Source organism: Kitasatospora sp. SolWspMP-SS2h (genome assembly GCF_003259315.1).
Classification (GTDB): Bacteria; Actinomycetota; Actinomycetes; order Streptomycetales; family Streptomycetaceae; genus Kitasatospora; species Kitasatospora fiedleri.
Genome location: NZ_QLLT01000003.1, coordinates 43,329 through 68,145, shown reverse-complemented (window position 1 = coordinate 68,145; position 24,817 = coordinate 43,329). Strand labels below are relative to the sequence as shown.

Annotated in this window: 22 protein-coding genes and 1 pseudogene; 17 read left to right on the top strand and 6 right to left on the bottom strand. The window is 74.2% G+C overall.

Going from position 1 to position 24,817, the window contains the following annotated elements; genetic code table 11:
• Positions 1 to 23 precede the first annotated feature (23 nt).
• A complete protein-coding gene (locus tag K353_RS04440; RefSeq protein WP_111552246.1) occupies positions 24 to 758 on the bottom strand; it encodes a DUF6585 family protein in 735 nt (244 codons plus the stop codon).
• 245 nt (positions 759 to 1,003) lie between these two features.
• Between K353_RS04440 and K353_RS33660 the strand changes: the two genes are divergently transcribed.
• Positions 1,004 to 2,131, top strand: coding sequence for a hypothetical protein (locus K353_RS33660; RefSeq protein ID WP_146616392.1), 1,128 nt, complete (start codon positions 1,004 to 1,006; stop codon positions 2,129 to 2,131).
• A gap of 90 nt (positions 2,132 to 2,221) precedes the next feature.
• Here K353_RS33660 and K353_RS04425 read toward each other — a convergent pair whose 3' ends face one another.
• A complete protein-coding gene (locus K353_RS04425) occupies positions 2,222 to 2,593 on the bottom strand; it encodes a hypothetical protein (protein WP_111552243.1) in 372 nt (123 codons plus the stop codon).
• Between the two features lie 397 nt (positions 2,594 to 2,990).
• On the opposite strand from K353_RS04425, the gene K353_RS04420 reads away from it, so the two are divergent.
• Positions 2,991 to 3,392 (top strand): PaaI family thioesterase, encoded by a 402-nt coding sequence (locus K353_RS04420; RefSeq protein WP_158585333.1) that lies wholly within the window; start codon positions 2,991 to 2,993, stop codon positions 3,390 to 3,392.
• A gap of 33 nt (positions 3,393 to 3,425) precedes the next feature.
• Here the strand turns inward: K353_RS04420 and K353_RS04415 are convergent, their stop codons facing one another.
• The gene (locus tag K353_RS04415) at positions 3,426 to 3,827 is read right to left on the bottom strand and encodes a MerR family transcriptional regulator (RefSeq protein WP_111552241.1); all 402 of its coding nucleotides are present in this window, start codon (positions 3,825 to 3,827) and stop codon (positions 3,426 to 3,428) included.
• A gap of 65 nt (positions 3,828 to 3,892) precedes the next feature.
• On the opposite strand from K353_RS04415, the gene K353_RS04410 reads away from it, so the two are divergent.
• From K353_RS04410 to K353_RS04395, 4 genes are all read left to right on the top strand, one after another.
• Positions 3,893 to 5,110: an MFS transporter gene (locus K353_RS04410; RefSeq protein WP_111552240.1), complete on the top strand. Its 1,218-nt coding sequence runs from the start codon at positions 3,893 to 3,895 to the stop codon at positions 5,108 to 5,110.
• Positions 5,111 to 5,277: 167 nt separating this feature from the next.
• Entirely contained in the window at positions 5,278 to 6,624 is a 1,347-nt protein-coding gene (locus K353_RS04405) for an NtaA/DmoA family FMN-dependent monooxygenase (protein ID WP_199527998.1), read from the top strand.
• On the top strand, positions 6,621 to 7,844 hold the full coding sequence (locus tag K353_RS04400; RefSeq protein WP_111552238.1) for an LLM class flavin-dependent oxidoreductase: 1,224 nt from the start codon (positions 6,621 to 6,623) through the stop codon (positions 7,842 to 7,844). Before K353_RS04405 ends, K353_RS04400 begins: the two co-directional genes overlap by 4 nt.
• A gap of 685 nt (positions 7,845 to 8,529) precedes the next feature.
• Entirely contained in the window at positions 8,530 to 9,204 is a 675-nt protein-coding gene (locus K353_RS04395) for a response regulator transcription factor (RefSeq protein WP_111552237.1), read from the top strand.
• Positions 9,205 to 9,252: 48 nt separating this feature from the next.
• On the opposite strand, the gene K353_RS04390 is transcribed toward K353_RS04395, so the two are convergent.
• The gene (locus tag K353_RS04390; protein ID WP_233533367.1) at positions 9,253 to 10,014 is read right to left on the bottom strand and encodes an arylmalonate decarboxylase; all 762 of its coding nucleotides are present in this window, start codon (positions 10,012 to 10,014) and stop codon (positions 9,253 to 9,255) included.
• Between the two features lie 74 nt (positions 10,015 to 10,088).
• Positions 10,089 to 10,655, bottom strand: coding sequence for a LuxR C-terminal-related transcriptional regulator (locus K353_RS04385; RefSeq protein ID WP_233533366.1), 567 nt, complete (start codon positions 10,653 to 10,655; stop codon positions 10,089 to 10,091).
• 329 nt (positions 10,656 to 10,984) lie between these two features.
• Between K353_RS04385 and K353_RS04380 the strand changes: the two genes are divergently transcribed.
• From K353_RS04380 to K353_RS35215, 11 genes and pseudogenes are all read left to right on the top strand, one after another.
• On the top strand, positions 10,985 to 12,136 hold the full coding sequence (locus K353_RS04380) for a LeuA family protein (protein ID WP_111552235.1): 1,152 nt from the start codon (positions 10,985 to 10,987) through the stop codon (positions 12,134 to 12,136).
• Between the two features lie 79 nt (positions 12,137 to 12,215).
• Positions 12,216 to 12,401: a lysine biosynthesis protein LysW gene (locus K353_RS04375; RefSeq protein WP_100834662.1), complete on the top strand. Its 186-nt coding sequence runs from the start codon at positions 12,216 to 12,218 to the stop codon at positions 12,399 to 12,401.
• Between the two features lie 4 nt (positions 12,402 to 12,405).
• Complete coding sequence (locus tag K353_RS04370) at positions 12,406 to 13,257, top strand: RimK family alpha-L-glutamate ligase (protein WP_111552234.1); 852 nt, start codon at positions 12,406 to 12,408, stop codon at positions 13,255 to 13,257.
• On the top strand, positions 13,254 to 14,309 hold the full coding sequence (gene argC, locus K353_RS04365) for an N-acetyl-gamma-glutamyl-phosphate reductase (protein WP_111552233.1): 1,056 nt from the start codon (positions 13,254 to 13,256) through the stop codon (positions 14,307 to 14,309). The genes K353_RS04370 and argC overlap by 4 nt, the downstream gene beginning before the upstream one ends.
• On the top strand, positions 14,306 to 15,109 hold the full coding sequence (locus tag K353_RS04360; protein WP_111552232.1) for an acetylglutamate kinase: 804 nt from the start codon (positions 14,306 to 14,308) through the stop codon (positions 15,107 to 15,109). The genes argC and K353_RS04360 overlap by 4 nt, the downstream gene beginning before the upstream one ends.
• 19 nt (positions 15,110 to 15,128) lie before the next feature.
• Positions 15,129 to 15,692, top strand: coding sequence for a type 1 glutamine amidotransferase (locus tag K353_RS04355; RefSeq protein WP_111552231.1), 564 nt, complete (start codon positions 15,129 to 15,131; stop codon positions 15,690 to 15,692).
• 85 nt (positions 15,693 to 15,777) lie between these two features.
• Positions 15,778 to 16,893 carry a Glu/Leu/Phe/Val dehydrogenase dimerization domain-containing protein gene (locus K353_RS04350; RefSeq protein WP_111552230.1) on the top strand — a complete coding sequence of 372 codons (1,116 nt, stop codon included), beginning with the start codon at positions 15,778 to 15,780 and terminating at the stop codon, positions 16,891 to 16,893.
• The gene (locus K353_RS04345; protein ID WP_111552229.1) at positions 16,890 to 18,566 is read left to right on the top strand and encodes an AMP-binding protein; all 1,677 of its coding nucleotides are present in this window, start codon (positions 16,890 to 16,892) and stop codon (positions 18,564 to 18,566) included. The genes K353_RS04350 and K353_RS04345 overlap by 4 nt, the downstream gene beginning before the upstream one ends.
• Positions 18,567 to 18,773: 207 nt before the next feature.
• Positions 18,774 to 21,062 (top strand): aminotransferase class I/II-fold pyridoxal phosphate-dependent enzyme, encoded by a 2,289-nt coding sequence (locus tag K353_RS37115; protein ID WP_370447557.1) that lies wholly within the window; start codon positions 18,774 to 18,776, stop codon positions 21,060 to 21,062.
• Between the two features lie 208 nt (positions 21,063 to 21,270).
• Positions 21,271 to 22,962, top strand: coding sequence for a penicillin-binding transpeptidase domain-containing protein (locus tag K353_RS04330; protein WP_111552228.1), 1,692 nt, complete (start codon positions 21,271 to 21,273; stop codon positions 22,960 to 22,962).
• Positions 22,963 to 23,142: 180 nt separating this feature from the next.
• A pseudogene (locus tag K353_RS35215) lies at positions 23,143 to 23,490 on the top strand (AAA family ATPase); the annotation flags it as partial.
• 83 nt (positions 23,491 to 23,573) lie between these two features.
• Here K353_RS35215 and K353_RS04315 read toward each other — a convergent pair.
• A complete protein-coding gene (locus K353_RS04315; RefSeq protein ID WP_233533365.1) occupies positions 23,574 to 24,809 on the bottom strand; it encodes a citrate/2-methylcitrate synthase in 1,236 nt (411 codons plus the stop codon).
• Positions 24,810 to 24,817: the final 8 nt, after the last annotated feature.

Below are 24,817 nucleotides of genomic sequence, written 5' to 3'. Positions count from 1 at the left end.
CCGCCCGGGAGGGGCTCGGGCCCTCAGCCCGCGCCGTGCGCCTCCACCAGGGCCAGGAAGACCGACAGGTTCGGGACGCTCTTCGCCATCGCGCGGGCCCAGGGCGAGGGCTCGTCGTCCCGCACCACCCGGACGGCGCCGCCGCCCAGCTCGACCCGCCCCAGCCGGTCCCAGGGGAGCAGCTGCCGCTGGTGGGTGATGCCCGCGCCGGAGAGGTCGAACGGGCCGAAGTCCAGCACCCCGCCCGAGCGCAGCGCCTCCTGCGCCCCGGGGCCCTGGGCCCGCAGGACCGCGTGCTGCATGGCCCGGGCCCAGACCGCCGGGGTCCGGTAGAAGTCGGTGACCGTCACGCTCGCGCCCGGGGTCCGCAGCAGGCAGGTGTAGCGGATCGGGCCCGGTATCCCGTTGATGATCTTCTGGGTCTGCTCCTCGTGCAGCCGGACCTCGTCCCACCGCAGGGCCACCGCGCCCGGGCCGGTCTCCTGGTCGACGATCAGGCCGTGCTCGAACAGGTGCAGCCGCTTCGCCGCCTGCCGGGGGTTGAAGTCCGGCCGGCGGCGCAGCGACACGTAGTAGAAGACCACGGCCGGCACCACGAAGAGGAAGAGCAGGACGGCCAGGGTCAGGTAGAACGAGACCTTCAGCAGCACCCCGTACCGCTGGGGCTCGAAGGTGGCGGTCGGGGCGCCCAGCCCGTGCCGCGCCGCCAGTTCGGCGTGGGCGGGGGAGAGGGGCGCGGGGGGTGTTGTCGCGGGCATCGGCCTCAACTTCGTCCGTGGGGAAGGGATCGCCGCCGGCGCGTGCACCGGCGCTGCCCGTAGTCTTCCGCACCCCACCCACACCGCCCCCGGGAGAACGGGGAACTGACGCCTGGTCAGCACGCGGGGGCTCGGCCGTTCGGGTGGGATGCCGCCGACCCCGGGCCTGCCGGTGCGGTCCCGGGCGCGGAAGGGGCTAAAGAGGGCTGAAAGTACTGCGATTACTGCGATGAGAGGGTCGGACGATGAAACGGTTGATGCTGGTCGGCGGTGTGCTGACGAGCGCGGCGGTGGGCGCCTCGGTGCTGTGCGGGGCGGGTGCCGCCACGGCGGTCGACGAGGCGGGGAGCGCCGCCGCGGCGGGATGCGGCCTGGCGCGCGCGTGGGCCGCCGCGCTGAACGGGGACGACTCCGGCGCGCGGCTGTGGCAGGCCCAGTGGCCGCAGGCGGGCGGGGTGCCGCAGGAGCGGGCCCCGTTCGACGGAAGCGTCTCGGTGGGCCGGTCGACCCGGACCGGCCTGACCGACCTGGTCGGGATGTCCCCGTTCGCCGGTCCGGTCGGCTTCCCCGGCGTCGTGTCGCTGCCCGGCGTGAGCGCCGCCGCGGTGCCGGCCGCGGCGGCCGACGGGCAGGACATGGCGGTGCGCACCGCCGCGAGCGGGACGTTGGGGGCGCGGCCCGGTCCGGAGGGCTGCCGGCTGGAGGCGTCGGTGCGGGCGCGGACGCTGGGGCTGTCGATCCCGGCCGCGGTGCCCGGCGCGGACCCCTTCGCGACGGCCGGTTCGGCCGCCGTTGAGGTGCGGCTGTCGGGGCTGCGCGTCTCGGTGGTGGCGGAGGCGGGCCGCGCACCCGAGTTCACGATGGCGCTCAGCGGCGGAACGGTCCGCTACGGCGGCATCGAGGTGGCGAGCATCCCGCAGGACCCGGCGCCGGGGACGCGCATCAGGATTCCCGCGGACCCCGCGCGGCCGATGGTCGCGGAGGTCGTCCTCAACGACCGGACCGCGCCCGTCACGGCCCCGCCGCTCCCGGGCCGTCAGAGCACGCCCGCGGCGGAGTCCGCATTCGCGTCGCCGACGAGCCCGACGAGCCCGACGAGCCTGACGAGCCCGATGAGCCCGATGAGCCCGATGAGCCCGACGGCGACCGGCCTGAGCGGCCCGACCAGTCCGACCAGCTCGACCGGTCCAACTGCCTCGACCGGTCCGAGCGGCCCGACTACTCCGAGCGGTCCGAGCAGTTCGATCGGTGGTGGAGCGGGGAGCGCCGGTGCGAGCATCGACGCGGTCCGCGTCACCGTCACCGGCTCCGAAGCCCGCCAGGCCGTCCTCGGTCACGCGGACGCGACGCTGGCCGAGACCGTCGGCCCCTGACCCGGACGCGAAAGCGGCCGGCCGCGGGGGAGACGTGCACGAGGACTCGTGTGCGTCTCCCCCGCGGCCGACCGCCGGGTGCGGGGTGGGTCAGCCGGTGAAGACGTGGCTGCCGGTGCTCTGCACGCCGGCGCCGGCCGGGCCGGCGGCGATCATGCTCTGCTCGTAGCCGGCGCCCGCGGTGCCGTTGTCACCGTCGAAGACGTGCGACTTGACCTGGGACAGGGCGGCGCCGTTGGGGCCCGCCGCCAGGTTGACGGCCTCGAAGCAGGCGCCGTTGCCCGCACCGCCGACGCCGTTGCCGACCTCGCTCATGATCGAGGACGCGGCCGCACCGGTCGGACCGGCGAACTGCTGGTCCTGGTGGTAGCCGGCGGTGTCGGCGAAGGCGGCACCGGTCAGACCGGCGAGGAACGGAACGGCCATGGTGCCGACAGCGATGACACGGGCGATCTTGCGCATGGAAATGCCTCTCTCGGAAAACGGTCCGCCGGGCGAGGACCGCCGGCGTCTCGTCCATCAAGACACGTGGTGACCGGAAGTGCATGTCGAGATACGCAATGTGACCGAGTTTGGCGCAAGGGACACCCGGACGGGCGAGTTCGGCCGCGCTCGCGGGCTTCCCCGGCCGCCGGTCGGGTGCCGTGCGCCCCTCCGGGGAGGCCGGCGGTGGGGATGAAAGCCGGTCCCATCGCCGGGCATGTTCAACGACCCGGCCGGCCGGAGCCCCGATCCGCGCGGGTGCGGGCCCCGAAGCAGGGGTGGTGCCGCGCCCGTGGCCGTCCGGCGGCGGGTGCACCACGGCGCCGCCGCGGCCCGACGGGTGCCGCGGGCCCCCGTTCCAACCGGAGGAAACCTCATGGGCTACGACGTGGTCTCCTGCCCGTTCGCCGCGCCCCTGCGCCTGGTCACCCTCGACGCGGCCCCCGGCCGCACGGCCCTCGCCCTGCCCGTGACGCCGGCCGTGGAGGGCATGCCGGGCACGGTCCACGGGACGGCCATCGCCACCCTGGTGGACACCGTCTGCTGGTTGGCGGTCAGCGACGTGGTCGACCCCGGCGGTGACGCCGTCTTCACCAAGGACATCCACCTGCGGTACCTGGCCCGGGTGCCGATGACCGTGGACCGGATCGTCGCCGAGGCCGGCCTGCTCGCCCGCGCGGACCGCACGGCCGTCGCCCACGCGGTGGTGACCGACGACACGGGCGCCGTCTACGCCCACGCCACCGCCGCGTTCAGCCGCCCCCGAGCGGCCCGCTGACCCGGAGCCCGGCCCGCGCGGGCGGGGCGGCCGTCAGGCGCCGGAGGGGACCGGCTCCCGGACGGGGGCGGGGCGCTGGCCCTGGCTGACCGCGTCGAGGTACTCGGCGACGGAATCGCGGTTGCGGATCAGGCAGTTGATGCGCTCGGTCATCCGGTCCCGCTCGGTGCGCAGGGTGGCCAGCATCTCGGGGGTGGCGTCCGGGAAGTGGATGGTTCGGGGCTTGTCCAGGCAGGGCAGAATCTGTTTGATGATCCTGACGGGCAGCCCGGCGTCGAGCAGCCCGCGGATCTGCAGGACCCGGTCGACGAAGCGCTCGTCGTACTCCCGGTAGCCGTTCGGCATCCGGGCGGAGACGATCAGCTGCTGTTCCTCGTAGTAGCGGAGCAGGCGGCGGGAGGTGTTGGTGCGTTCCGACAGCTCTCCGATGCGCATGTGACCCACCTCACATCAGGATTGATTGACCCTCACATATATGTGAGGGTTCAAACATAGCCGCCATGAGCACACAGTCGCCACCGGACATCCAGAACCCGACCGACGACGGCGCGCAGCCGGAGAGCCGCAAACTGCCCCTCCTGGCGCTGTTGGCCCTGACCACCGCGGTCTTCATCACCTCCCTGACCGAGACCCTCCCGGCGGGCGTGCTGCCCGCGATGAGCGCCGACCTCAAGGTCAGCGAGTCGGCGATGGGGCAGTCGGTGACGATCTACGCGATCGCCACCGCGCTCACCGCGATCCCGCTGACCGTGGCCACCGCCGCCTGGCGGCGCAAGCGGCTGCTGCTGACCGCGATGGTCGCGTTCGTGGTGGCCAACACCGTCACCGCGCTGTCGACCGACTACGTGCTGACCATGGCGGGCCGGTTCGTCGCGGGCGTGGCGGCCGGCCTGGCGTGGGCACTGCTGGCCGGGTACGCCCGCCGGATGGCGCCGGTGCCGCTCCAGGGCAAGGCGATCGCGATCGTGATGACCGGCATCCCGGTCGCGCTGTCGCTGGGCGTGCCGGCCGGCACCTTCGTCGGCCGGGTGTTCGACTGGTGGGTGGCGTTCCTGGCGATGTCGGTGCTGGCCGTGATCGTCATCGGGTGGATCGCGGCGACCGTGCCGGACTACCCGGGGCAGCGCCCCGAGGGCCGCACCCGCATCCTGGGCGCGCTCTCCGTGCCCGGCGTGACGCCGGTGCTGTTCGTGACCCTGGTCTTCGTGCTGGCCCACACCATCCTGTACGCGTACGTCGCGACCTACCTCGACCACCTCGGCATGGGCGACTCCACCGACCGGGTGCTGCTGGTCTTCGGCATCACCTCGATGCTGAGCATCTGGATCGTCGGCGCCCGGATCCACCGCCAGCTGCGGGTCCTGACCATCGCCAGCACCCTGCTGGTCGCGGTCGCGGCGGCGGTGCTCGGCCTGCTGTCCGGCACCCACGCGCTGGTGTACGTCGCGGCGGCGCTCTGGGGCCTGGGCTGGGGCGGCGTGCCGACCCTGCTGCAGACCGCGGTGGGCGACGCGGGCGGCGAGCAGGCGGACGGCGCGCAGGCGATGCTGGTCACCCTGTGGAACGTGGCGATGGCCGCGGGCGGCATCATCGGCGGCCTGCTGCTGGACGGGATCGGTGCCGAGTCCTTCCCGTGGACGGTGCTGATCCTGCTGGCCCCGGTGCTGGGCGTGGTGGTCTCCGCCCGGGCGCACGGCTTCCCGGCCCGGCGCGGGTGACCGGCCGTCAGGTGGTCCGGGGCGCGGGACGGCTGCCGTCCCGCGCCTGCGGGCCGCGCCGCGCCGTGGCGGGGCTGGGCTGTTGCGGGCGGCCCGCCGCCGCCGACCCGGACCGAATACCCCGCTGAACCAGCGCACACCGCACCAGGAGAACGTTCGCCGTGCCAGTGAAACAGATCCACCTCGCCGCCCAACTCCCCAGCGTCCAGCACACCGTGATCTGGTCGGACCCGGCCGCCGGGAGCCAGATCGCCTTCGACTCCTTCGCCCGGCTCGCCCGGACCGCCGAGCGCGGCAAGTTCGACTTCTTCTTCCTCTCCGAGGGCCTGCGGCTGCGCGAGCACAAGGGCCGGGTGCTCGACCTCGACGTGGCGGGCCGCCCCGAGGCGCTGACCGTGCTGAGCGCGCTCTCCGCCGTCACCACCCGCCTCGGGCTGGCCGCGACCGTCAACTCCACCTTCAACGAGCCCTACGACGTGGCCCGGCGGGTGGCCACCCTGGACCACCTCAGCGGGGGCCGGGCCGCCTGGAACGTGGTGACCAGCTACGACGCGTTCACCGGCGAGAACTTCCGGCGTGGCGGCTTCCTGGACGAGGCCGACCGCTACACCCGGGCCGCCGAGTTCCTGCACACCGCCCGGGAGCTGTGGGACAGCTGGCGGCCGGGCGACTTCCGGCCCGACGCCGCCACCGGCGCGTTCATCCGGCCCGGGGCCGGCCGGTTCGCCCACCGCGGGCAGCACTTCGACATATCCGGCCGGTTCAGCACCCCGTCCGGCCCGCAGGGCCACCCGGTGATCATCCAGGCGGGCGACTCGCCCGAGGGCCGCGAGTTCGCCGCCGCCGACGCCGACGTCATCTTCAGCCGGCACAGCGACCTGGCGGCCGGGCAGGCCGCCTACCGGGACGTCAAGGCGAGGCTGGCCAAGTACGGCCGCTCCCCGGAGGACCTGAAGATCATCCCGTCGGTCAGCTACGTCCTGGGCGACACCCCGGAGGAGGCCGCCGAGCGGGCCGAGGAGGTCGCCCGCGCCCAGGTGAGCCCGCAGACCGCGCTGATGCTGATGGAGGCGGCCTGGGGCCGCGACCTGTCCGGCTACGACCCGGACGGCCCGCTGCCGGACGTCGACCCCGTCCCGGAGAACGTCGTCACCAAGGGCCACAACCTGTACCGCAGCCGGGGGCGCGAGGAGACCGTCCGGCACTGGCGCAAGACCGCCGAGGAGCGCGGGCTGAGCATCCGGGAGCTGATCGTCGAGGTCACCGCGCGGCCCACCTTCGTCGGCACGCCGCGCCAGGTCGCCGACGCGATGAACGCGTTCGTGCAGAACGACGCCGCCGACGGCTTCGTCTTCTCCCCGAACGTGGTGCCCGGCGGGCTGGACGAACTGGTCGACCGGGTGGTGCCGCTGCTCCAGGAGATGGGCGTGCACCGCGCCGACTACACCGGCCCCACGCTCCGCGACCACCTCGGCCTGAAGCCCGCCCGCCGCCACTTCGAGGAGACCCCGTGACCCACCTGCACCTCGCGGTCGCCCTGGACGGCACCGGCTGGCACCCCGCCGCCTGGCGCGAGCCCGACGCCCGGCCCGCCGAGATCCTCACCGCCCGCTACTGGGCCGGCCTGGTCACCGAGGCCGAACGGGGCCTGCTCGACTTCGTCACCATCGAGGACACCCTCGGCCTGCAGACCTCGGCCTTCCACCTGCCCGACGACCGCACCGACCACGTCCGGGGCCGGCTGGACGCCGTCCTGCTGGCCGCCGCGCTCGCCCCGCTGACCTCGCACATCGGGCTGGTCCCGACCACCAACGTCACCCACACCGAGCCGTTCCACCTCGCCATCGGCATCGCCTCGCTCGACCACGCCAGCCTGGGCCGGGCCGGCTGGCGCCCGCAGATCACCTCCCGGGCCGCCGACGCCGCGCACTTCGGCCGCCGCACCACCCCGCAGCTGACCGACGAGGACGTCCGGGACTCCGAGCTGATCGCCGCCCGGCTGCGCGAACTCTTCGGCGAGGCCCACGAGGTGGTCGAGGCCGTCCGCCGGCTCTGGGACAGCTGGGAGGACGACGCGGAGATCCGCGACACCGCCACCGGCCGCTACCTCGACGGCGACAAGGTGCACCACGTCGACTTCACCGGCGAGCACTTCTCCGTCCGCGGCCCCTCGATCACCCCGCGCCCGCCGCAGGGCCAGCCGGTGGTGGCCGTCCTCGCCCACGCCGGCACCCCCTACGAGCTGGCCGCCGCCGGGGCCGACGTCGTCTTCGTCACCCCGCAGTCCCGGGCGGACGCCGTCACCCGGCTCGGCGAGTTCGACCGGGCCCGGCAGCGCTTCGAGCGGCCCGCCGAGGAGCCGATCCGGGCTTTCGCCGACCTGGTGGTCTTCCTCGACGAGGAGCCGGGCCGGGCCGCCGAGCGCAAGCGGCGGCTGGACGAGACCGACGGCAGCGTCTTCGGCTCGGACGCCCTGGTCTTCACCGGCACCCCCGCCGAACTCGCCGACCTGCTGCTGGACTGGCGGGGGACCGGCCTGGACGGCTTCCGGCTGCGGCCCGGCGCCCTGCCGCACGACCTGGCCGCGATCACCCGCGCCCTGGTGCCGGAACTCCAGCGCCGCGGTGCGTTCCGCACCGCCTACGCGGCGGACACCCTGCGCGGGCTGCTCGGCCTGCCCCGTCCGGTCAGCCGCTACGCCCGGGCCGGTGCCCCGGCCGGGGCCGTGGGCTGAGGCCCGGAGGAGCGGCGGAATAAGGAGGAACGGTTTCAAACATTTCCGGTGAGACGGCCGGATGAACAATTCCGGAAGCGGCCCGCCGGACAATGACTGTCCGCGACGCGGACCGCCGCGGAGCACACGCGCAGTGAGGATTCGCGGCGGGGACGCTATCGCCGGGATCGGGGCGCGGCTCCCCGGGGACCGAGGGTGGAAACCCTCCGGCCCTCGGGGAGCCGCGCCCGCTTCCATTGCCGCCGTGTGAAATCCGGAGCGGGTCCTTCGGCTCGAATCGGTACCAATTTGGACAGATTCCCTGGAGGGCCGGCCCGCCCGCGCGCGGCGGGCTCCGGCATATGCTTGCCCTCGGCGGCACGGGGTGTCAGGATATGGGCGAATCGCACTCGGAACGGACGGAATTCGCACGGGCGTCTTCCGTCACTCCAGCCCCGTCCGCACCGGTGCCGGAAGCCGTTCGAATCCTCAGGGGAGCAGGTCGGATGCAGAGCCGTCGCGAACCGGCCGCCGCGCCCACCGTACGATGTCACGCCGGTCGGTGACCTGACTCCCGGCCCCTGCCGGCCGCCCCGACCCGTCCCCCCGGGACGCGCCGGGGCCCCTCCGTGCCGTTTTCGCCCCGGGACCGGGCGACCGGGGCGGGACGTCGTGATGCGACCGTTTATGGAGAGGACGAGGAAACATGGTACGCGTGCTGTTGGTCGGGGAGCATTCTACCGTGGCCGAATCTGTTCTCTACACCCTTTTGCGAAAGGGGTACGAGGCCAAGATCGCCGGCACCGGCCGGGAGGCCCTGGAAATGATCCCCGACGTGGACCTGGTGCTGCTCGACCTCGACCTCCCCGATATCGAAGGGCTCGAAGCGTGCCGACTCCTGCGATCCTCCGGCAGTACGCCGGTCATTGCCTTCGCGGCCAGGGACCGGGAGTCCGACCGGGTGCTCGCCCTCCAGGCCGGGGCGGACGACTGCGTGACCAAATCCTGCCACCCGCAGGAAATCGTGGCCCGCATCGAGGCGGTCATGCGCCGCACCCGGGCCCCCGCCCCCGACCCCGAGCCCGCGGTGAAGGACATCTCGCTGCGCCCGCTGCACATCAACGGCCGCACCCGCGAGGTGCAGCTGGACGGCCGGGTGGTCAACGTCACCGCGAAGGAGTTCGAACTGCTCTACGTGCTGGCCTCCAACCCCGGATCGGTGCTGTCCCGCAAGGAGCTCATGGCGAAGGTCTGGGAGTGCGACTGGACCGAGTCCAGCCGGACCATCGACACCCACGTCAGCAGCCTGCGCAGCAAGCTCGGCGGCAACAAGTGGATCATCACGGTGCGGGGCGTCGGTTACCGGATCGGCAGCGGTTGAAGCCCGGGCCCGGCCCGCGCGGAGCGGCCGGGCCCGGGGCCGGCGGGGTCAGGCCGCGACGGCCCGGCGCGCCAGCCGGCGCAGCAGCGGGTGGTCGCCCGCCGCCTCGCCGGGCCGCCCGCCCGCCGCGCGCAGCGCCCACCAGACACTGGCCAGGTTGGAGCTCAGCAGCACCCGGTCCGGGTCGCCGTCGAGTTCCGCCAGGGCGTCCAGGGTGAACATCCCGGTGCCGGTGAAGAGCAGCGCCGCGTCCTCGGGCACGTCCTGCCGCCGCAGCTGGGCGAGCAGCCCGCCGGTGGTCACGGTGTACGGGTCGAACCGGCCGTCGGTGGACACCTGCACGACCCGCTCGACGGCCAGCCCGGCCCGCTCCCAGTAGGAGCGGGAGAGCTCGGTCAGCCACGGCTCGTAGGGGGAGACCAGGGTCAGCCGGGTCAGGCCGAGGGCCTGGAGGGCGTCCAGGGTGGCCAGCGCGGAGGAGCGCACCGGGAAGCCGGTCCGCCCGGACAGCTCCGCGCAGAACTCCCGGTCGCCGTCCGGCGCGTGCAGGTAGTGCGAGGCGCTGCAGGCCACCACCGCGGCGTCCAGCGGCAGCCGGCCGAACCCGGCCAGCACGTCCGGCAGCACCTCGTTGTAGGTGTCCAGCATTTCCCGCAGGGTGCTGTCCGGGGTGGTCGGGAAACGGGTCGTGTGGAATGTCGGGCCGCGGCCCAGGAGCTGGGTGTACTCCGGCTCCGCATTGGGGTTCTCCGGAGGAACGACCAGCCCTATCCGGGGTGCGGAAGGAATGCCCATGGCGATCTCACCCATCGGTCGGAGGTATTCCTCCCAGGCTATTGTCGACCGACCGTGCGGACACTACGGGAAACCGTAGCGGCGGGTGTTCAGGCGATTTGTTCCGGCGGTCCGCCCGCATTTACCCGCCCGTTCAGCGCGAGGGCCAGCTGGGCCCGGCGCCGAATGGCCAGCTTCCGGTAGATGCGGGTCATCTGGAATTCCACCGCGCGGGTGGAGACCGACAGCGCCGCGGCGATCGCCCGGTTCGTCATGCCCGCCACCGCCATCGCCGCGACCCGCTCCTCGTGCGGGGTCAGCGCCCCGGCCGCGGCGGCCGGCCGCCCGGCCCGCCGCGCGACCGACGGGGCGGCGGGCGCGGACGAGGCGGCGGGCGCGGGCGGCGCCGACAGGTCTCCGGTCGGCTGCCAGGCCCGCACCGTGTACCCGGTCACGGTGCGAAAGCGCAGGTAGGGGTCGTGTTTGAGCAGGCGCAGCACGGCCGCCCGGTCCGGGGCGCGGCACAGCAGCAGCTCCCCGGAGCCGTCCTGCCAGGGGCCGCCGGCGATCAGCACGCCCTCCCCGGCCAGGCCGTCCCAGTACGCCCGGTGCTCCCGCCGCCCGCGCGGAGCGCCGCCCGCGCCCGCGGGCAGGACCAGCTCGACCGCGAAGATCACCCGATTCCCCCCGTCCCCGTGCCCCGTCTCCGTGCCCCGGCGTTCCCGCATTCCGGCGGGCCGGCCGCCAGGCTCCGGGCTCCGGGAACCCTATCCCGGAATCCCGGCGGACGCACCGGTCCCCGGCGTGATCGGGAACACTCCGCCCGGCCCGGCGGATTCCGCGGCCCTGACATCGGCCTGACATTCGCCTGAGGAATATTGACACAGCTCTGACACGGCGGATCTTGACCCCGGATCGGGCGAGCGGCGAGGCTTGACCCCGGCTTCACCGCACCGCGTCGCACTGATTCCGTACGATTCATGACGGTCAATGAGGAGTGAATGCAATGGCACCTCCGGAGAACGTCGAAATACCCCCGGGAGAACTCCCCCGGATATCCGACGCCACCCTGCGCGACTCGGCCCACATGGCCGGTGTCGAGTTCGACGCCAAGGACGCCGCCACCATCGCCGACCTGCTGGTGAGGACCGGCGTGGAGCTGGTCGAGGTCGGCATGGTGTCCGGCCCGAACTCCGGTGACGCGGACCTCGTCCTGGCCGCCCACGAGGCGGTCGGGCCCGAGCGCAGCCTGACCCTGGTCATGGTCCGCGACCGCCAGCAGGTGGTGAAGGCGCTGGACGAGGCGCTGCGGCTCGGCGTGCGGTCGGTGATGTTCTCGATCCCGACCTCCGAGGAGCACGCCCGGCTCAAGCTGGCCTCGCCGAGCACCAAGTACCTGATCTCGCTGGCCCGCACCGCCATCGAGGAGGCCAAGGACCGCGGCTTCCACGTCACCTTCAGCGGCGAGGACGGCGCGCGCACCCCCAAGGAGCGCCTGGTCCCCTACGTCACGGCCGGCTTCGAGGCGGGCGCCGACCGGTTCCGGCTCGCCGAGACCGTCGCCTGCCTGTCGCCCTGGCAGATGGAGTCGGTGATCGGGGAGATCACCGCGATCGACGGCTCCGAGATCGAGATCCACTCGCACAACATGCTGGGCATGGCGGTCGCCAACTCGCTCGCCGCCTACCGGGCCGGCGCGCGCTGGATCTCCGCCACGGCCGGCGGCATCGGCGAACGCGGCGGCAACGCCCCGCTCGCCGAACTGCTCACCTCGCTGCGGGTGGTGTACGGCGACACCCGCTTCGACCTCAGCCACCTCACCGAGCTGACCAACGCCGCCCTGCGCGGCTCCCGGCTCGGCCCCGCCTTCCAGTCCGGCCCGACCGCCCCGCACGCGTTCGCGTACGAGCTGCCCGGCCAGCTGACCCACCCCGAGGCGTACGAGACGCTCCCGCCCGAGGTGGTGGGCAACGCCCGCGGACTGCGGGTGCGCACCCGGCTCACCACCCCGCTCGTCCGGTGGGCGCTCGGCGACACCGCCGGCTCCCTCGACCTGGCGGCCTTCACCACCTGGCTCACCGAACGCCAGGCGCACGGCGAGGACCTGCTCGACCGGGACGCGATCCGCGCCGCGGCCGACCGGTACCGGGCCGCCTGAGCCGCCCCCGCCTCCGGTCCACCGAACCGACCCGGTTCGACCCGAACCGAACCGACCCGAACCGATCACGGAGAACACCATGTCTGTAGCCACGCTCACCGGCCTGTGCCCCGAGTGCGAGACCGACCTCACCACCCCGCCGCTGGTGCAGGGCGAGACCATCGCCTGCCCCGAGTGCCTGCTGACCCTGCGGGTGGAGGACATCGAGGACGGCCGGCTGAGCCTGCAGGCCGTCGAGGTCCAGCTGCGCGACTGGGGCCAGTGAGCCGATGACACGCACCGTCGCCCTCATCGCCGACCGGGTCGGCTGGGAAGAACGCCGACTGATCGACACCGCCGCGGGCCTCGGCCTGCGGATCGAATGGGTCAACGACGAGTCGCTGGCCCTGGGGGACCGCGACGCGGCCTCGCTGCGCGAGCACGCCGCCGTCCTGGTCCGCAGCCGCAGCTACACCCGGGGCGGCCTGATCGCCACCCTCACCGAGGCGGCCCGCATCCGCACGCTGAACACCGCCCCGGCCATCCACGCCTGCGAGAACAAGCTCACCCTGCGCGCCCAACTGCGGGCCGCGGGCGTGCCGGTGCCCGACTTCCGCCTGGTGCTCTCCCGGCGCGACTTCGAGAAGGCGCTGACCGAACTCCCGCCGCCCGTGGTGCTCAAGCCGGTCTTCGGCGGCATGGGCAAGCGGGTCACCCTGCTGCGCGACGCCGACAGCGCGCAGTCCGTCTACGACTACGTCGAGGACCTCGGGCACGGCTTCGAACAGGCCGGCCTGGTCGAGCCCTACCTGGCCTCCGGCACCTCGCTGCGCTGCTTCACCGTCGGCCGCGAGACCGTGGCCATCGCCGAGTTCCGCAGCGCCGGCACCGACTGGCGCAGCAACGCGGCGCTCGGCAACCGCAACCGGGCCGTCGACCCGGACCCCGAGGTCCGCAAGACCGTCGAGGGGGTGCTGGACGTGCTCGGCCCCGGCATCTACGGCATCGACCTGTTCGCCACCCCGAACGGCTACGTCGTCAACGAGGTCAACCACGCCCCGGCCTTCCGGGCGGTCGCCTCGGCCACCGGGGTGGACATCGCCGCCGCCGTCGCCCGCTACGTCCAGGAGGAGACCGGATGATCCGGGTCGGCATCGTCGGGGCCTCCGGGCTGGCCGGCGGCGAACTGATCAGACTGGTGCTCCAGCACCCCGAACTGGAACTGACCTTCCTCGGCGGCTCCTCCAGCGCCGGCCGGCGTCCGTCCGAGCTGCACCCCGGGCTGCGCCTCGACCTCGGCCTGACCATCGAGGCGCTCCCGGACAGCCTGGCCGACCGCTGCGACGTGGTCTTCCTGGCCACCCCCGCGCCCGCCTCGGCGGCGCTCGCCGCCCGACTGGCCGACCAGGTGCCCTGCGTGGTCGACCTCAGCGGCGCCTTCCGGATCCGCGACCCCGAGCTGCACCGGCGCTGGTACCCCAAGGTGCCGCGGACGGACGACCTGGCCGACCGCTTCGTCTACGGCGTCCCCGAGCTGGTCGGCGACCAGCTCGTCGGGGCCGCCCTGATCTCGCTGCCCGGCTGCTTCGCCACCGCGATCACCCTCGGGCTCGCCCCGCTGGTGCTCTCCCTCGGCCTCAACCTGAGGACCGTGGTGGTGGACGGCAAGACCGGCTCCAGCGGCGGCGGCCTCGAACTGCGCACCGCCAACCTGCACCCGCTGCGCAACGGCGCCATCGCCCCGTACGCCCCGTCCGGGCACCGGCACGCCGCGGAGGTCAAGGACTTCCTGGACCGCGGCAAGCCGGGCGGCGTCGAATCGCTCAGCATGTCGGCGTACGGCGTCTCGCACGTGCGCGGACTGATGGCCAGCAGCTACGTGTTCACCGACGACCCGGTGGACGCGCGCACCCTGCAACGCGCCTACCTGCGGTTCTACAAGGACCACCCGTTCGTCCGGGTGCGCCGCTCCAACGAGACGCTGATCCCGGTGCCCGACCCGCAGGCCGTGCTGGGCTCCAACTACTGCGACGTGACCGCCCTGCACGACGAGGAGGGCGGGCGGATCGTCGTGCTGGCCGCCCTGGACAACATGGTCAAGGGCGCGGCCGGCCAGGCGATCCAGGTGACCAACATCCGATTCGGCCTGCCGGTCCAGACCGGCCTGACCATGCAGCCGGTGATGCCCGCATGAGCGCGACGACACCCGAGTCCACCCCCACCGTGGTCAAGCTCGGCGGCAGCACCGTCGACGACCTGGCCGACGCCTGGTGGGACGACCTCGCCGCGTACGCCCGGCAGCGGCCGCTGGTCCTGGTGCACGGCTGGTCCAAGCCGCTGAAGAACCTCGGCGCCCGCTACCGCGACCCGTCCGCGATCCTGCGCGACCGGTACGGCAACCAGAGCCGCTGGACCACGCCCGAGGTGATCGCGGACATCAAGCAGGTCAGCGCCGAACTCGCCGCCGACGTCCTGGCCCGGCTGGAGCGGCGCGGCGTCACCGGCGAGCGGCTGCTCGGCAGCGACGGCCTGGTCACCGCCGGCGAGGGCGAGCGCTGGTGGTGGAAGGACAAGCAGCTCGTCGAGCTGGAGAACCTGGTCGGCCCGATCACCGGCGTCGACCCGGCCCCGCTCAAGGCGGTGCGGCCCGGCCACGTCCACCTGGTCACCCCGCTGGCCCGCAACACCGCCGGCCAGGAGGTCAACACCGACGCCGACCGGGCCGCCGCCGCCGTCGCCGGGGGCATCGGGGCCGGGCAGCTGGTGCTCGTCACCGACGTCGCCCACCTGCTGATCGACGACCGGCCGGTGCGCCGGATCACCGCCGGGGCCGCCGCGAAGTTCCGCGACAAGGGCGCCACCGGCGGCATGCGCAAGAAGCTGCGGGCCGCCGGCGAGGCCCTGGACGGCGGCGTGGAACGCGTCGTCATCGGCAGCGCCCCCGTCACCGACCTGGTCGCCGAACGCACCGGCACCGTCATCACCCGAACCTGAGCAGCGAGGAGCACCGCACGTGGCGAAATCCCGAGTGCTGGTCGTCAACAACGGGACGCTGTCCCTGAAACAGCTCCGCAGCCGCTTCGAGGAGCTCGGCTCGGAGACCGAGGTGGCCGCCGCCGCCGAGCTGCCCGCCCGGCTGGACGGCCGCTACCAGGCGATCGTGCTCAGCGGCACCAAGGTCCGCGCCTACGACGGCGAGTTCTACAAGCCGCTGATCGACCTGGTCAACGAGGCGGACGTCCCGGTCTTCGGGATCTGCGGCGGCATGCAGGTCATCGCCGTCGCGGCCGGCGGCCGGCTCGCCGAGGGCCCGCAGCGGGTCGGCGGCCACCGGGCGCAGGTCGACCAGGAGGAACCGCTCTTCGCGTACGTCGGCCCGGAGGTGACGGTCTTCCACCGGCACACCCTCTACCTCCAGGAGGCGCCCGCGGGCTTCCGCTCGATCGGCCGCTCCGAGCACGCGCCGGTGGAGTTCATCCGCTCCGACGACGGCCGCATCCTCGGCTCCCAGGCCCACCTGGAGTTCCGCAGCGACGGCCGGGAGATCCTGCGCGGCTTCGCCCGGCTCTACCAGTGACCCCCGTCGCTCTACCAGTGACCCCCGTCCGGCCCGCCGAGGCGGCACACGACCCCGAACCGTCCGTGTACTGGAGGACCCCGCAATGACTTCGACAGACCCGCAGCCGCCCGCCTTCACCACCCACCTCAACGGCAGCGGCGGCACCCTCAAGGGCTGGGTGGTGGTCGACTCCCTGGTCGACGGCCTCGCCATGGGCGGCACCCGGATGACCCCCGGCGTCACCGAGGAGGAGGTCGCCGGACTGGCCCGCGACATGACCGAGAAGTTCACCCTGGCCGGGCTGCGGATCGGCGGCGCCAAGGCCGGCATCGTCTCCGACGGCAGCGACCGCGAGCAGACCTTCCGCACCTTCGGACGCACCGTCAAGCCGCTGCTGCACGGCGGCATCCACCTCGGCATCGACATGGGCGTCACCCCCGCCGACCGGGCGGTGTTCTTCGAGGAGGCCGGGTACGACCCGCGCTACCGGCTCGGCGCCCCCGACATGCCGATCGACTGGCGCACCTACTACGAGCCGCTGATCGACTGCACCGGCCACGGCGTCGGCGTCGCCGCCGTCACCGCCCTGGAGGCCGACGGCCGCACCGGCCCGGCCCGGGTGGTGGTCCAGGGCTTCGGCGCGGTGGGCCGCGCGGTCGCCCAGTTCCTGGAGGACCGCGGCCACCTGATCGTCGGCGTCGCCGACATCGGCGGCACCATCAGCGCCGACCGGCTGCCGGTCGCCGACCTGATCGACATCACCGACGAGTTCGGCCGGATCGACCGCACCCGCCTCCCGCAGGGCGTCACCCTCTCCGGCGAGCCCGACGCCTGGCTCGACGTCGACGCCGACCTGCTGGTCCTCGCCGCCCAGAAGTACGCGCTCAACGCCGAGAACGCCCACCGGCTGCGGGCCCGCCTGGTCGTCGAGGGCGCCAACCTCGCCTCCACCGCCGAGGCCAAGGAGAAGATCGCCGGAGCCGGCACCGTCCTCGTCCCCGGCGTCATCGCCAACATCGGCGGCGCCGGCTCGGCCGCCCTCGCCGTCACCCGGGTCGTCCCCTTCCACCTGCCCGCGCAGGCCCGCAAGCAGTGGGTCTTCGACTGGGTCGCCGACCGGGTCCGGCAGAACACCCGCGACCTGCTGGAGATCGCCGCCGGCCGGGCCGGCAACCCGCTGCCCGAGCTGCTCGACGTGCGCCGCAAGGAGCGCGGATGACCGCCGCCGAGACCGTGACGGCCGGTCAATCCCCTTCGGAGGCACCAGACTTCGCGCCGAGCCCCGAACTCGCCGCCGCGTACCTGCGGCGCGGCTGGTGGCGCCGGGAGACCTTCCTGGACGACCTGCACCGGCAGGCCCGGCTGCGCCCGCGCAAGCTCGCCGTCGCCGCCCGCCGGGTCGGGGAGTCGCGCACCGACACCCTCGACTACGCCGAACTCGCCCGGCTGACCGACCGGTTCGCCGTCGCCCTGCTCGAACTCGGGGTCCGGCGCGGCGACTTCGTCGCCGTCCAGCTCCCCAACCGGTGGGAGTCGGTGCCGCTGCTGTTCGCCGCGATCCGGATCGGCGCGGTGACCTGCCCGATCGACCCGGTCTGCCAGGAGGACGAGCTGCGCCACCGGCTCGAACTGACCGGCGCCCGGGTCTGCGTCACCGTCCCGGAGTGGAACGGCTACCCGCTGGCCGCGCACCTCGCCGCCCTCAAGGCCGACCTGCCGCTGGAGCACGTGGTGGTGGTCGGCGGGCGCAGCCCCGGCACCCTCTCCTTCGAGGACCACTTCGTGGCCACCCCCTGGGAGGAGGGCCGCACCGGCGACCTGGACGGCCTCGCCCTCACCCCCGACGAACCGTTCGTAGTGCTGTTCACCTCCGGCACCACCGGCCTGCCCAAGGGCGTCCTGCACAGCCAGAACACCGTCCACGCGGCGGTCCGCGGCTACGCCGACACCTTCCTGCTCGACGACAGCCTGGTCGCGGCCGTCACCACCCCGCTGGTGCACTACTCCGGCTTCGGCCAGGGCGTGCTGACCGGCGTCATGGTCGGCGGCACCGTCGCCTTCCAGGACCTCCGGCGCAACGACGTCCTGCTCGACCTGGTCGAACGGTACGGCGCCACGCTGATCTACGGCCCGCCGAGCACCTTCGCCGACGTCATCCGCGCCCAGCGGGCCGAACCGCGCGACGTCTCCACCCTGCGGCACGCCGTCACCGGCTCCGCGCCCGTCCTCCAGGACCTGGTCGACGACGTCCGCGAGACGCTCGGCGCCCGCACCTACTCGGTGTGGGGCATGTCCGAGTTCGGGCCGGTCACCATCACCCGGCTCGACTACGACGCGGACCGGGCCGCCCACAGCAACGGCGGACCGATCGACGCGATGGAACTGCGCGTGGACGACCCCGACCGCCCCGGCACCCGGGCCGACGTCGGCCGGCTGCGGGTGCGCGGCGCGGCCCGCGCGCTCGGCTACCACCGGCGCGCGGACGCCTTCGCCGCCGAACTCGACGCCGACGGCTGGTTCGACACCGGCGACCTCGCCCGCACCGACGGCCGGGGCGGCATCCGCATCCTCGGCCGGGCCCGGGACGCCCTGCTCCGGGACGGCGCGGTCGTCCCGACCACCGAACTGGAGGCGATCGTCTCCCGCCACCCCGACGTCGCCGAGACCGCCCTGGTCGGCACCACCGGCCGCCCCGACGACCCGATCCTCGCCGTCGTCGTGCCCAGCGGGCCAGCCCGCCCCGACCTGGACGGCATCCTGGCCCACCTGCGCGCGGCCGGCCAGGAGGAGCGCTTCCTCCCCGACCGCCTGGTGCTGGTCGACGCCCTGCCCAAGACGCTCACCGGCAAGGTCCGCAAGGCCGAACTGCGCCGCAGCCATGGCGGGCAGTGACCCCGCTCCCGCCGGGGGTACCGCCCCGGCGGGGCTCGCGGGATCTGCCGGGCCCCTGGGATCTGCCGGGCTCGTGGGACCTGCCGGGCTCGCGGGCGCCGCGGGGCCTTCGGGGCCGGGGCGCGGCGGTGCCACGGCGGGCGGCGTCCCCGCCCGGCCCGCCGGCCGCCCTCCCGTCCGACCCGAACCGACCCGTGGAGTCCGCCCATGACCGAGCCCGCCCCGGTGACCCTGTCGGCGACGCTGGCCGCCGACGAGGCACTCGCCCGCCGCCGCGCCGCCGGCGAGCAGGTCCTGATGATGGCCAGCGGGGAGATCGGCCTGCCCGTCCTCCCCGAACTGCGGGAGCGGCTGGCCGCCGCCGTCGGCGAGGCGACCTACGGCCCGGTGGCGGGCAGCCCCGCGCTGCGCGCCGCCGCCGCCGGGTACTGGCGGCGGCGCGGCCTGGCCGCCGAACCGGACGCGGTGGTCGCCGGGCCCGGCAGCAAGTCCCTGCTGTTCGCCGCGGTCAAGGCGATCGGCGGTGACGTGGTGGTGCCCCGGCCCAGCTGGGTCAGCTACGCGGCCCAGGCCGCGCTGGCCGGGGCCACCGCCCTGCGGGTCCCCGTCCGGCCCGGCGAGGGCGGCGTGCCGGACCCGGACGCGCTGCGCGAGGCCGTCCGGGCCGCCCGCGCCGTCGGACGCGACCCGCGCTCGGTCGTGGTCACCCTGCCGGACAACCCCACCGGCAACGTCGCCTCGCCCGACACCGTGCGGCAACTGGCCGAGGCCGCCCGGGAACTGGACCTGACCATCATCTCCGACGAGATCTACACCGACCTGGTCTTCGACCCGGACACCCCGACCGCCTCCCCGGCCCTGTTCGCCCCCGAACGCACCGTCGTCACCGGCGGACTGACCAAGAACCTGGCGGTCGGCGGCTGGCGCACCGGCGTCGCCCTGCTGCCCTCCGGCCCGGCCGGCCGGCAGCTGCGCGAGCGGCTGGTCGCCGTCGCCAGCCAGATCTGGTCCAGCCCGCCGGCCCCCGTCCAGGCCGCCGCCGCCTACGCCCTCGACGAACCGCCGGAGGTCACCGCCCGGGTGGCCGCCGCCACCCGGCTGCACGGGAGGGTCGTCCGCGCCGTCGCCGAGCGGTTCACCGCCGCCGGCGCCCTGCTCGACCCCGTCCGCGCCACCTGCTACCTCTACCCGGACTTCGAGCCGCTGCGCGAACCGCTCGCCGCCCACGGCGTGCGCACCGGCACGGAACTGGCCCGGCTGCTCACCGACCGCCACGGCCTCGGGGTGCTGGCCGCCGAGGAGTTCGGCGAGGACCCCGGGCCGCTGCGGCTGCGCGCCGCCACCAGCCGGCTCTACGGCGACACCGCCGAACGGCAGGAGGCCGCGCTGGCCGCCGCCGACCCGCTCGACCTGCCCTGGATCAGGGCGTCCGTCGACCGGATCGAGGAGGTCCTGGCCGACCTCGCCACCCCGCCCGTCACCACGCGTACCACCGCATCCGCCGCCCCACCCGTCACCGCGCGTACCACCCCACCCGTCACCGCACGCACCGTCCGGCCCGTGCCGGACCGCACGCACCAACGAGCTCAGGAGGAACCGGAGATGGCCGTACTCTTCGAATGCGAATACCAGGGCCAGCGGTACGCGGGCTTCGAGAAGCCCGTCCCCGGCGCCCCGCTGACCCTCTACCGGGTCAACGACGGCCGACTGCAGGCCGAGTTCATCGCCGCCGAGAACCCCGAGGACGTCATCGCCGCGATCAAGGCCGAGGCCGAGCCGGTCGTCGTCGAGGGCGGCGAGCAGGAGATCCGCTACCTGCCGCCGCTGCTGCCCGAGGCCACCGGCAACGCCCTGCTCAGCGGCTTCATGCGCACCCACCGCTCGAAGTTCGAGAAGGAGCCGGTCGAGGGCGAGGAGTTCGTGGCGCCGAACTGGTTCTTCAAGGGCTTCGGCTCCTGGCTGCGGCTGCCCGGCGACCCGCTGGTCGCGCCCAAGCGCTCCGTCGCGCTGATCGAGGAGCCCGAGGTGGCCCTGGTCTACGTCAACGACGACGCGGGCAACCCGCGCTACGCCGGGTACACCTTCGGCAACGACCTGTGCGACATCGGCCTGCACATCCGCAACCCCGGCTGGAACCCGTACTGCAAGCTGGTCGACACCTCCATCGCGCCCTGGCTCTTCCTCGGCGAGCCGCCCTCCTCGGTCACCGGCCGGGTCACCATCGAGCGGGACGGCGCCACCGCCTGGGAGGGCCCGTTCGACTGCGGCGAGGACGCGCTGTACTTCAAGGTCCAGGCGATGGTGGACAACCTCTTCGAGTACCCGGCGCTGCGCCGGCCCGGGCTGGTCCACTACCTGCTGCTCGGCGCGGACCAGGCCAGCTACCACGACGGGTTCCGGATCGCGGACGGCGACCGGATCACCATCGACGTCAGCAGCCACGGGGTGGTGCTCTCCAACCAGGTGGTGTTCGGGCTGCCGGACTCCGCTTCCTGACGTCCGGTCAACCAGCTTTCGAAACAGCCGCATCGGGAGCGCCCCGACCCGGACCGCCGGGCCGGGGCGCTCCCGCGCGGCCCCTTCTGAGTACGGGTACTCAGGCGGACCGTCCGCGTACGGCCCTAGCGTGGCGGGCGGAGGACCCCGGCGGGGCGCGACGGGCCGGGGCCGCTCCGACAGCCCGACCCAGGGGGGGAAGAGCACCGTGCCCAAGAGCGTGAAGATCGCCATCGCCACCGTCCTCACGGCCATGGTGACCGTGGCCGGCTACGGCGTCTACAACATCGCCACCGCCCTGACCGGCGGGTCCGGCGGGTCCGGCCGGTCCGGCGGGGCGGCCGCGGCCGGGGCGCGGCCCGCGGTGACCGGGCCGCCGACCGCCGAGCAGGCGGCCGGCGCCGCCCGGGCGTTCCTCGCGGCCTGGGCCGGGGGCGACCTGTCGGGCGCCGCGGCGGCCACCGACGACCCCGCCGCGGCGACCACCGCGCTGACCGCGTTCCAGCGCCAGGTGGGGCCGAGCGCGCTCCACCTGACCGCCAGCGGACCCGCGGCCACGCCCGGCCCCTCGGCGGCGGGCTCCACCCCGTCCGCGACCCCGGCGGACACCGCGCTCTCCGTGCCGTTCAGCGCGAGCGTGGAGTTCGCCGGAACCGGCACGCCGTGGACCTACGACGGCGCGCTCAGCCTGGTGCGGGCCCGCGACGGCCGGACCGTCGTGCACTGGACGCCGCACGTCATCCACCCGCACCTGGACGCCGGGGAGAGCATCGCGGTGCGCCCGGTCGCCGGGGCGCCCGCCGGCATCACCGACCGCAACGGCAAGCCGCTGACCGGCTTCCCCTCCCTGGCCGGATCCCTGGAACGGTTCACGGCGCGGGTCCCGCAGGGCGGCACCGCGGACGACGGCTCCGCCGTGCTGATCACCAAGGACTCCGACGGCACGGCGGAGAAACTGTTCACCGTCACCGAACCCCGACCGCTCCCCGCCCTGAGGCTCACCCTGGACGCCCGCCTCCAGGAGGCCGCCGAAGCCGCCGTCGCGAAGCAGTCCGCGGGCGGCACCCGGGCCGCCTCGCTGGCCGCGATCGAGCCCAGCACCGGCCACGTCCTGGCCTACGCCTTCTCCCCGTCCACCGGCTCGAACCTGGCCTTCACCGGCTCCACCCCGCCCGGCTCGACGATGAAGGTGGTCACCGCCGCCGCCCTGCTGGAGGCCGGGGTCACCCCGTCCACCCCGGTGCCCTGCCCGGCCACCACCCTGGTCACCGGCCTCCCGGTGGCCAACGACTTCGCGGACGCCCGGCCCGGCAACACCTTCGCCGACGACTTCGCCCAGTCCTGCAACACCGCCTTCCTGGAGAAGGGCCGGGACGTGCTGAAACCCGACAGCCTGCCGAGGACCGCCAAGGAGGTGTTCGGCCTCGGCCTGGAGTGGAGCACCGGCCTGACCAACTTCGACACCAGGATCCCGACCGAGTCGACTATGGCCGCCGCCGCCCCCGAACTCATCGGCCAGGGCCGGGTGCAGACCAACCCGCTCGCCATGGCCTCGGTCGCGGCGACCGTCCAGAGCGGCACCTTCCGGATGCCGATCCTGCTGCCCGACCTGCCGCAGCAGCCCGCCGCCCGGCGGCTCTCCAAGGGCGTGCTGAACGACCTGCGCGCCCTGATGACCCGGACCGCGCAGAGCGGCACCGCCGCCGGACCGATGGCCGGCATCCCCGGCGCCGCCGCCAAGAGCGGCACCGCCGAGGTCGGCGGCGGCAAACCCGACGACAGCTGGTTCACCGCCTACCGGGGCGACCTGGCCGTGGCCGCCGAGGTCGAGGGCGGCCTGCACGGCGCCCAGTCGGCCGGCCCGGCCGTCGCCGAGCTGCTGCGGATCGGCAACGGCTGAACCGCCGCGGTCCGGCGACGGCCACCCCGACACCGCGGACCTGCGCGAGGGCGTCCTCGTCCACTGGTTCCGCCCCGACGACCTGCACCGCCTCCACCTGCGCGGCTCCACCCGCCGCCTCATCCGCCACCACGCCGCCACCCGCACCGGCGAACCGACCCCCCACGGAAGGAGCCCCCGGTGATCGTCTGGCTCAACGGCCCCTTCGGCGGCGGGAAGTCCACCCTCGCCGCCACCCTGCGCAGCGAGCTGCCCGGGGCCATCCTGGTCGACCCGGAGGAGGTCGGCTTCCTGCTGCGCCAGGTCTTCCCCGGCAAGTACGCCGACTTCCAGGACAACCCGGCCTGGCGCCCCCTCGTCGCCGAACTCGTAGTCCGCTGCCACCGGGAGAACGGCGGCGGGCCGGTGATCGTCCCGATGACACTGCTGCGCCAGGACTACGCCGCCGAGATCTACCGCGCCGTCCGCGCCGCCGGCGTCCCGCTGCGCCACCTGCTGCTGCACGCCGACCCGGACACGGTCCGGGCCCGTATCGACGCCGGTGCCGAGTTCCCCGGGGACGAGGAGCGCAGCGAGGGGGTCCGGGTCTTCCGGCGCGGCAGGCTGCCCCGCTACACCGAGGCGTACCGGGGGTGGCTGGCCGCCGCCGCCGACGACGTCATCGACACCGCTGGCCGCACGCCCCGCCAGGTCGCCGACCGGGCCCTGGAGCTCCTCGGGGCGCTGCCGGACCGTACGCCACAGCCCCGGGAGGAGTCGGCATGATCGACGGTTGGACCACGTTCTCGTCGACCGTTCAGTACCGGGGAGTGCGGCTGGTGGTACGCCGTGACGCGGTCCGGCGGGCCGATCGGAGCACGGGGACCTACGAGTTCACGGAGTCCGTCGACGGGGTGCGGGTCGTGGCGCTCGACGGGTGGGGGCGGGTCGCGCTGGTGGCGCAGGGCGGCGTGCAGCGCGGCCAGCCGGGCGGCCCGGGGGTCCGTCGAGCCCTCGACCAGCCGGTCCAGGGCCGCCTGCATGATCGGGACGCGGGAGTCGCCGTCCCGGTAGACCCGGTGGCCGAAGCCCATGATCTTCCGCTTGGCGGCGAGCGCCTCGTTCAGCCAGTCCGCGGCCCGGGCCGGGTCGCCGATCTCCGCCAGCATGTGCATCACCGCCTCGTTGGCGCCGCCGTGCAGCGGGCCCTTGAGGGCGCCGATCGCGGCGGTGACGGCGCTGTAGAGGTCGGAGAGGGTGGAGGTGACCACCCGGGCGGTGAAGGTGGAGGCGTTGAAGCTGTGCTCGGCGTACAGCACCAGGGAGACCTCGAAGCAGCGCACCGTCTCGGGGGCGGGCACCGCGCCGAAGCACATGTGGAAGAAGTTCTCGGCGTACCCGAGGTCCGGGTCCGGCGCGACCGGTGCCAGGCCGCGGCGGCGGCGCTGGTCGGCGGCGACCACGGTCGGCAGCTTCGCCAGCAGGTTCAGCGATTTGGCGAGGGCGGGGGCCGGGCGGCCGTCGTCCTCGGTGGGGTCCTCGGCGCCGAAGAAGCTGACCGCGGTGCGCAGCACGTCCATCGGGTGGCAGGTCTCGGGCAGCTTGGCCAGCAGTTCGGCGGTGGTGCGGTCGAGCGGGCGCAGGGCGCGCTCGCGGGCCCGGAACTCGCGCAGCTGGGCCGGGTCGGGGAGTTCGCCGTGCCACAGCAGGTGGGCGGTCTCCTCGAAGGAGCGGTGCGCGGCCAGCTCCTGGACGGGGTAGCCGCGGTAGGTGAGGGAGTTGGTCTCCTGGAGGACGGTGGAGATCCCGGTGGTGTCGACGACGACACCGGCGAGGCCGCGGTGGATCCCGGGCGTGGTGGCGGGCATGGGTGAAC

What these genes read in the sequence shown, in the direction of transcription:
- K353_RS04350 (WP_111552230.1), top strand. Translation starts at nt 15,778, where the DNA reads ATGACTTCGACAGACCCGCAGCCGCCCGCCTTCACCACCCACCTCAAC.
- K353_RS04360 (WP_111552232.1), top strand. Translation starts at nt 14,306, where the DNA reads ATGAGCGCGACGACACCCGAGTCCACCCCCACCGTGGTCAAGCTCGGC.
- K353_RS04425 (WP_111552243.1), bottom strand. Translation starts at nt 2,593, where the DNA reads ATGCGCAAGATCGCCCGTGTCATCGCTGTCGGCACCATGGCCGTTCCG.
- K353_RS04315 (WP_233533365.1), bottom strand. Translation starts at nt 24,809, where the DNA reads ATGCCCGCCACCACGCCCGGGATCCACCGCGGCCTCGCCGGTGTCGTC.
- K353_RS04395 (WP_111552237.1), top strand. Translation starts at nt 8,530, where the DNA reads ATGGTACGCGTGCTGTTGGTCGGGGAGCATTCTACCGTGGCCGAATCT.
- K353_RS04380 (WP_111552235.1), top strand. Translation starts at nt 10,985, where the DNA reads ATGGCACCTCCGGAGAACGTCGAAATACCCCCGGGAGAACTCCCCCGG.
- K353_RS04410 (WP_111552240.1), top strand. Translation starts at nt 3,893, where the DNA reads ATGAGCACACAGTCGCCACCGGACATCCAGAACCCGACCGACGACGGC.
- K353_RS04415 (WP_111552241.1), bottom strand. Translation starts at nt 3,827, where the DNA reads ATGCGCATCGGAGAGCTGTCGGAACGCACCAACACCTCCCGCCGCCTG.
- K353_RS04440 (WP_111552246.1), bottom strand. Translation starts at nt 758, where the DNA reads ATGCCCGCGACAACACCCCCCGCGCCCCTCTCCCCCGCCCACGCCGAA.
- argC (WP_111552233.1), top strand. Translation starts at nt 13,254, where the DNA reads ATGATCCGGGTCGGCATCGTCGGGGCCTCCGGGCTGGCCGGCGGCGAA.
- K353_RS04345 (WP_111552229.1), top strand. Translation starts at nt 16,890, where the DNA reads ATGACCGCCGCCGAGACCGTGACGGCCGGTCAATCCCCTTCGGAGGCA.
- K353_RS04370 (WP_111552234.1), top strand. Translation starts at nt 12,406, where the DNA reads ATGACACGCACCGTCGCCCTCATCGCCGACCGGGTCGGCTGGGAAGAA.
- K353_RS04420 (WP_158585333.1), top strand. Translation starts at nt 2,991, where the DNA reads ATGGGCTACGACGTGGTCTCCTGCCCGTTCGCCGCGCCCCTGCGCCTG.
- K353_RS04375 (WP_100834662.1), top strand. Translation starts at nt 12,216, where the DNA reads ATGTCTGTAGCCACGCTCACCGGCCTGTGCCCCGAGTGCGAGACCGAC.
- K353_RS04390 (WP_233533367.1), bottom strand. Translation starts at nt 10,014, where the DNA reads ATGGGTGAGATCGCCATGGGCATTCCTTCCGCACCCCGGATAGGGCTG.
- K353_RS37115 (WP_370447557.1), top strand. Translation starts at nt 18,774, where the DNA reads ATGACCGAGCCCGCCCCGGTGACCCTGTCGGCGACGCTGGCCGCCGAC.
- K353_RS33660 (WP_146616392.1), top strand. Translation starts at nt 1,004, where the DNA reads ATGAAACGGTTGATGCTGGTCGGCGGTGTGCTGACGAGCGCGGCGGTG.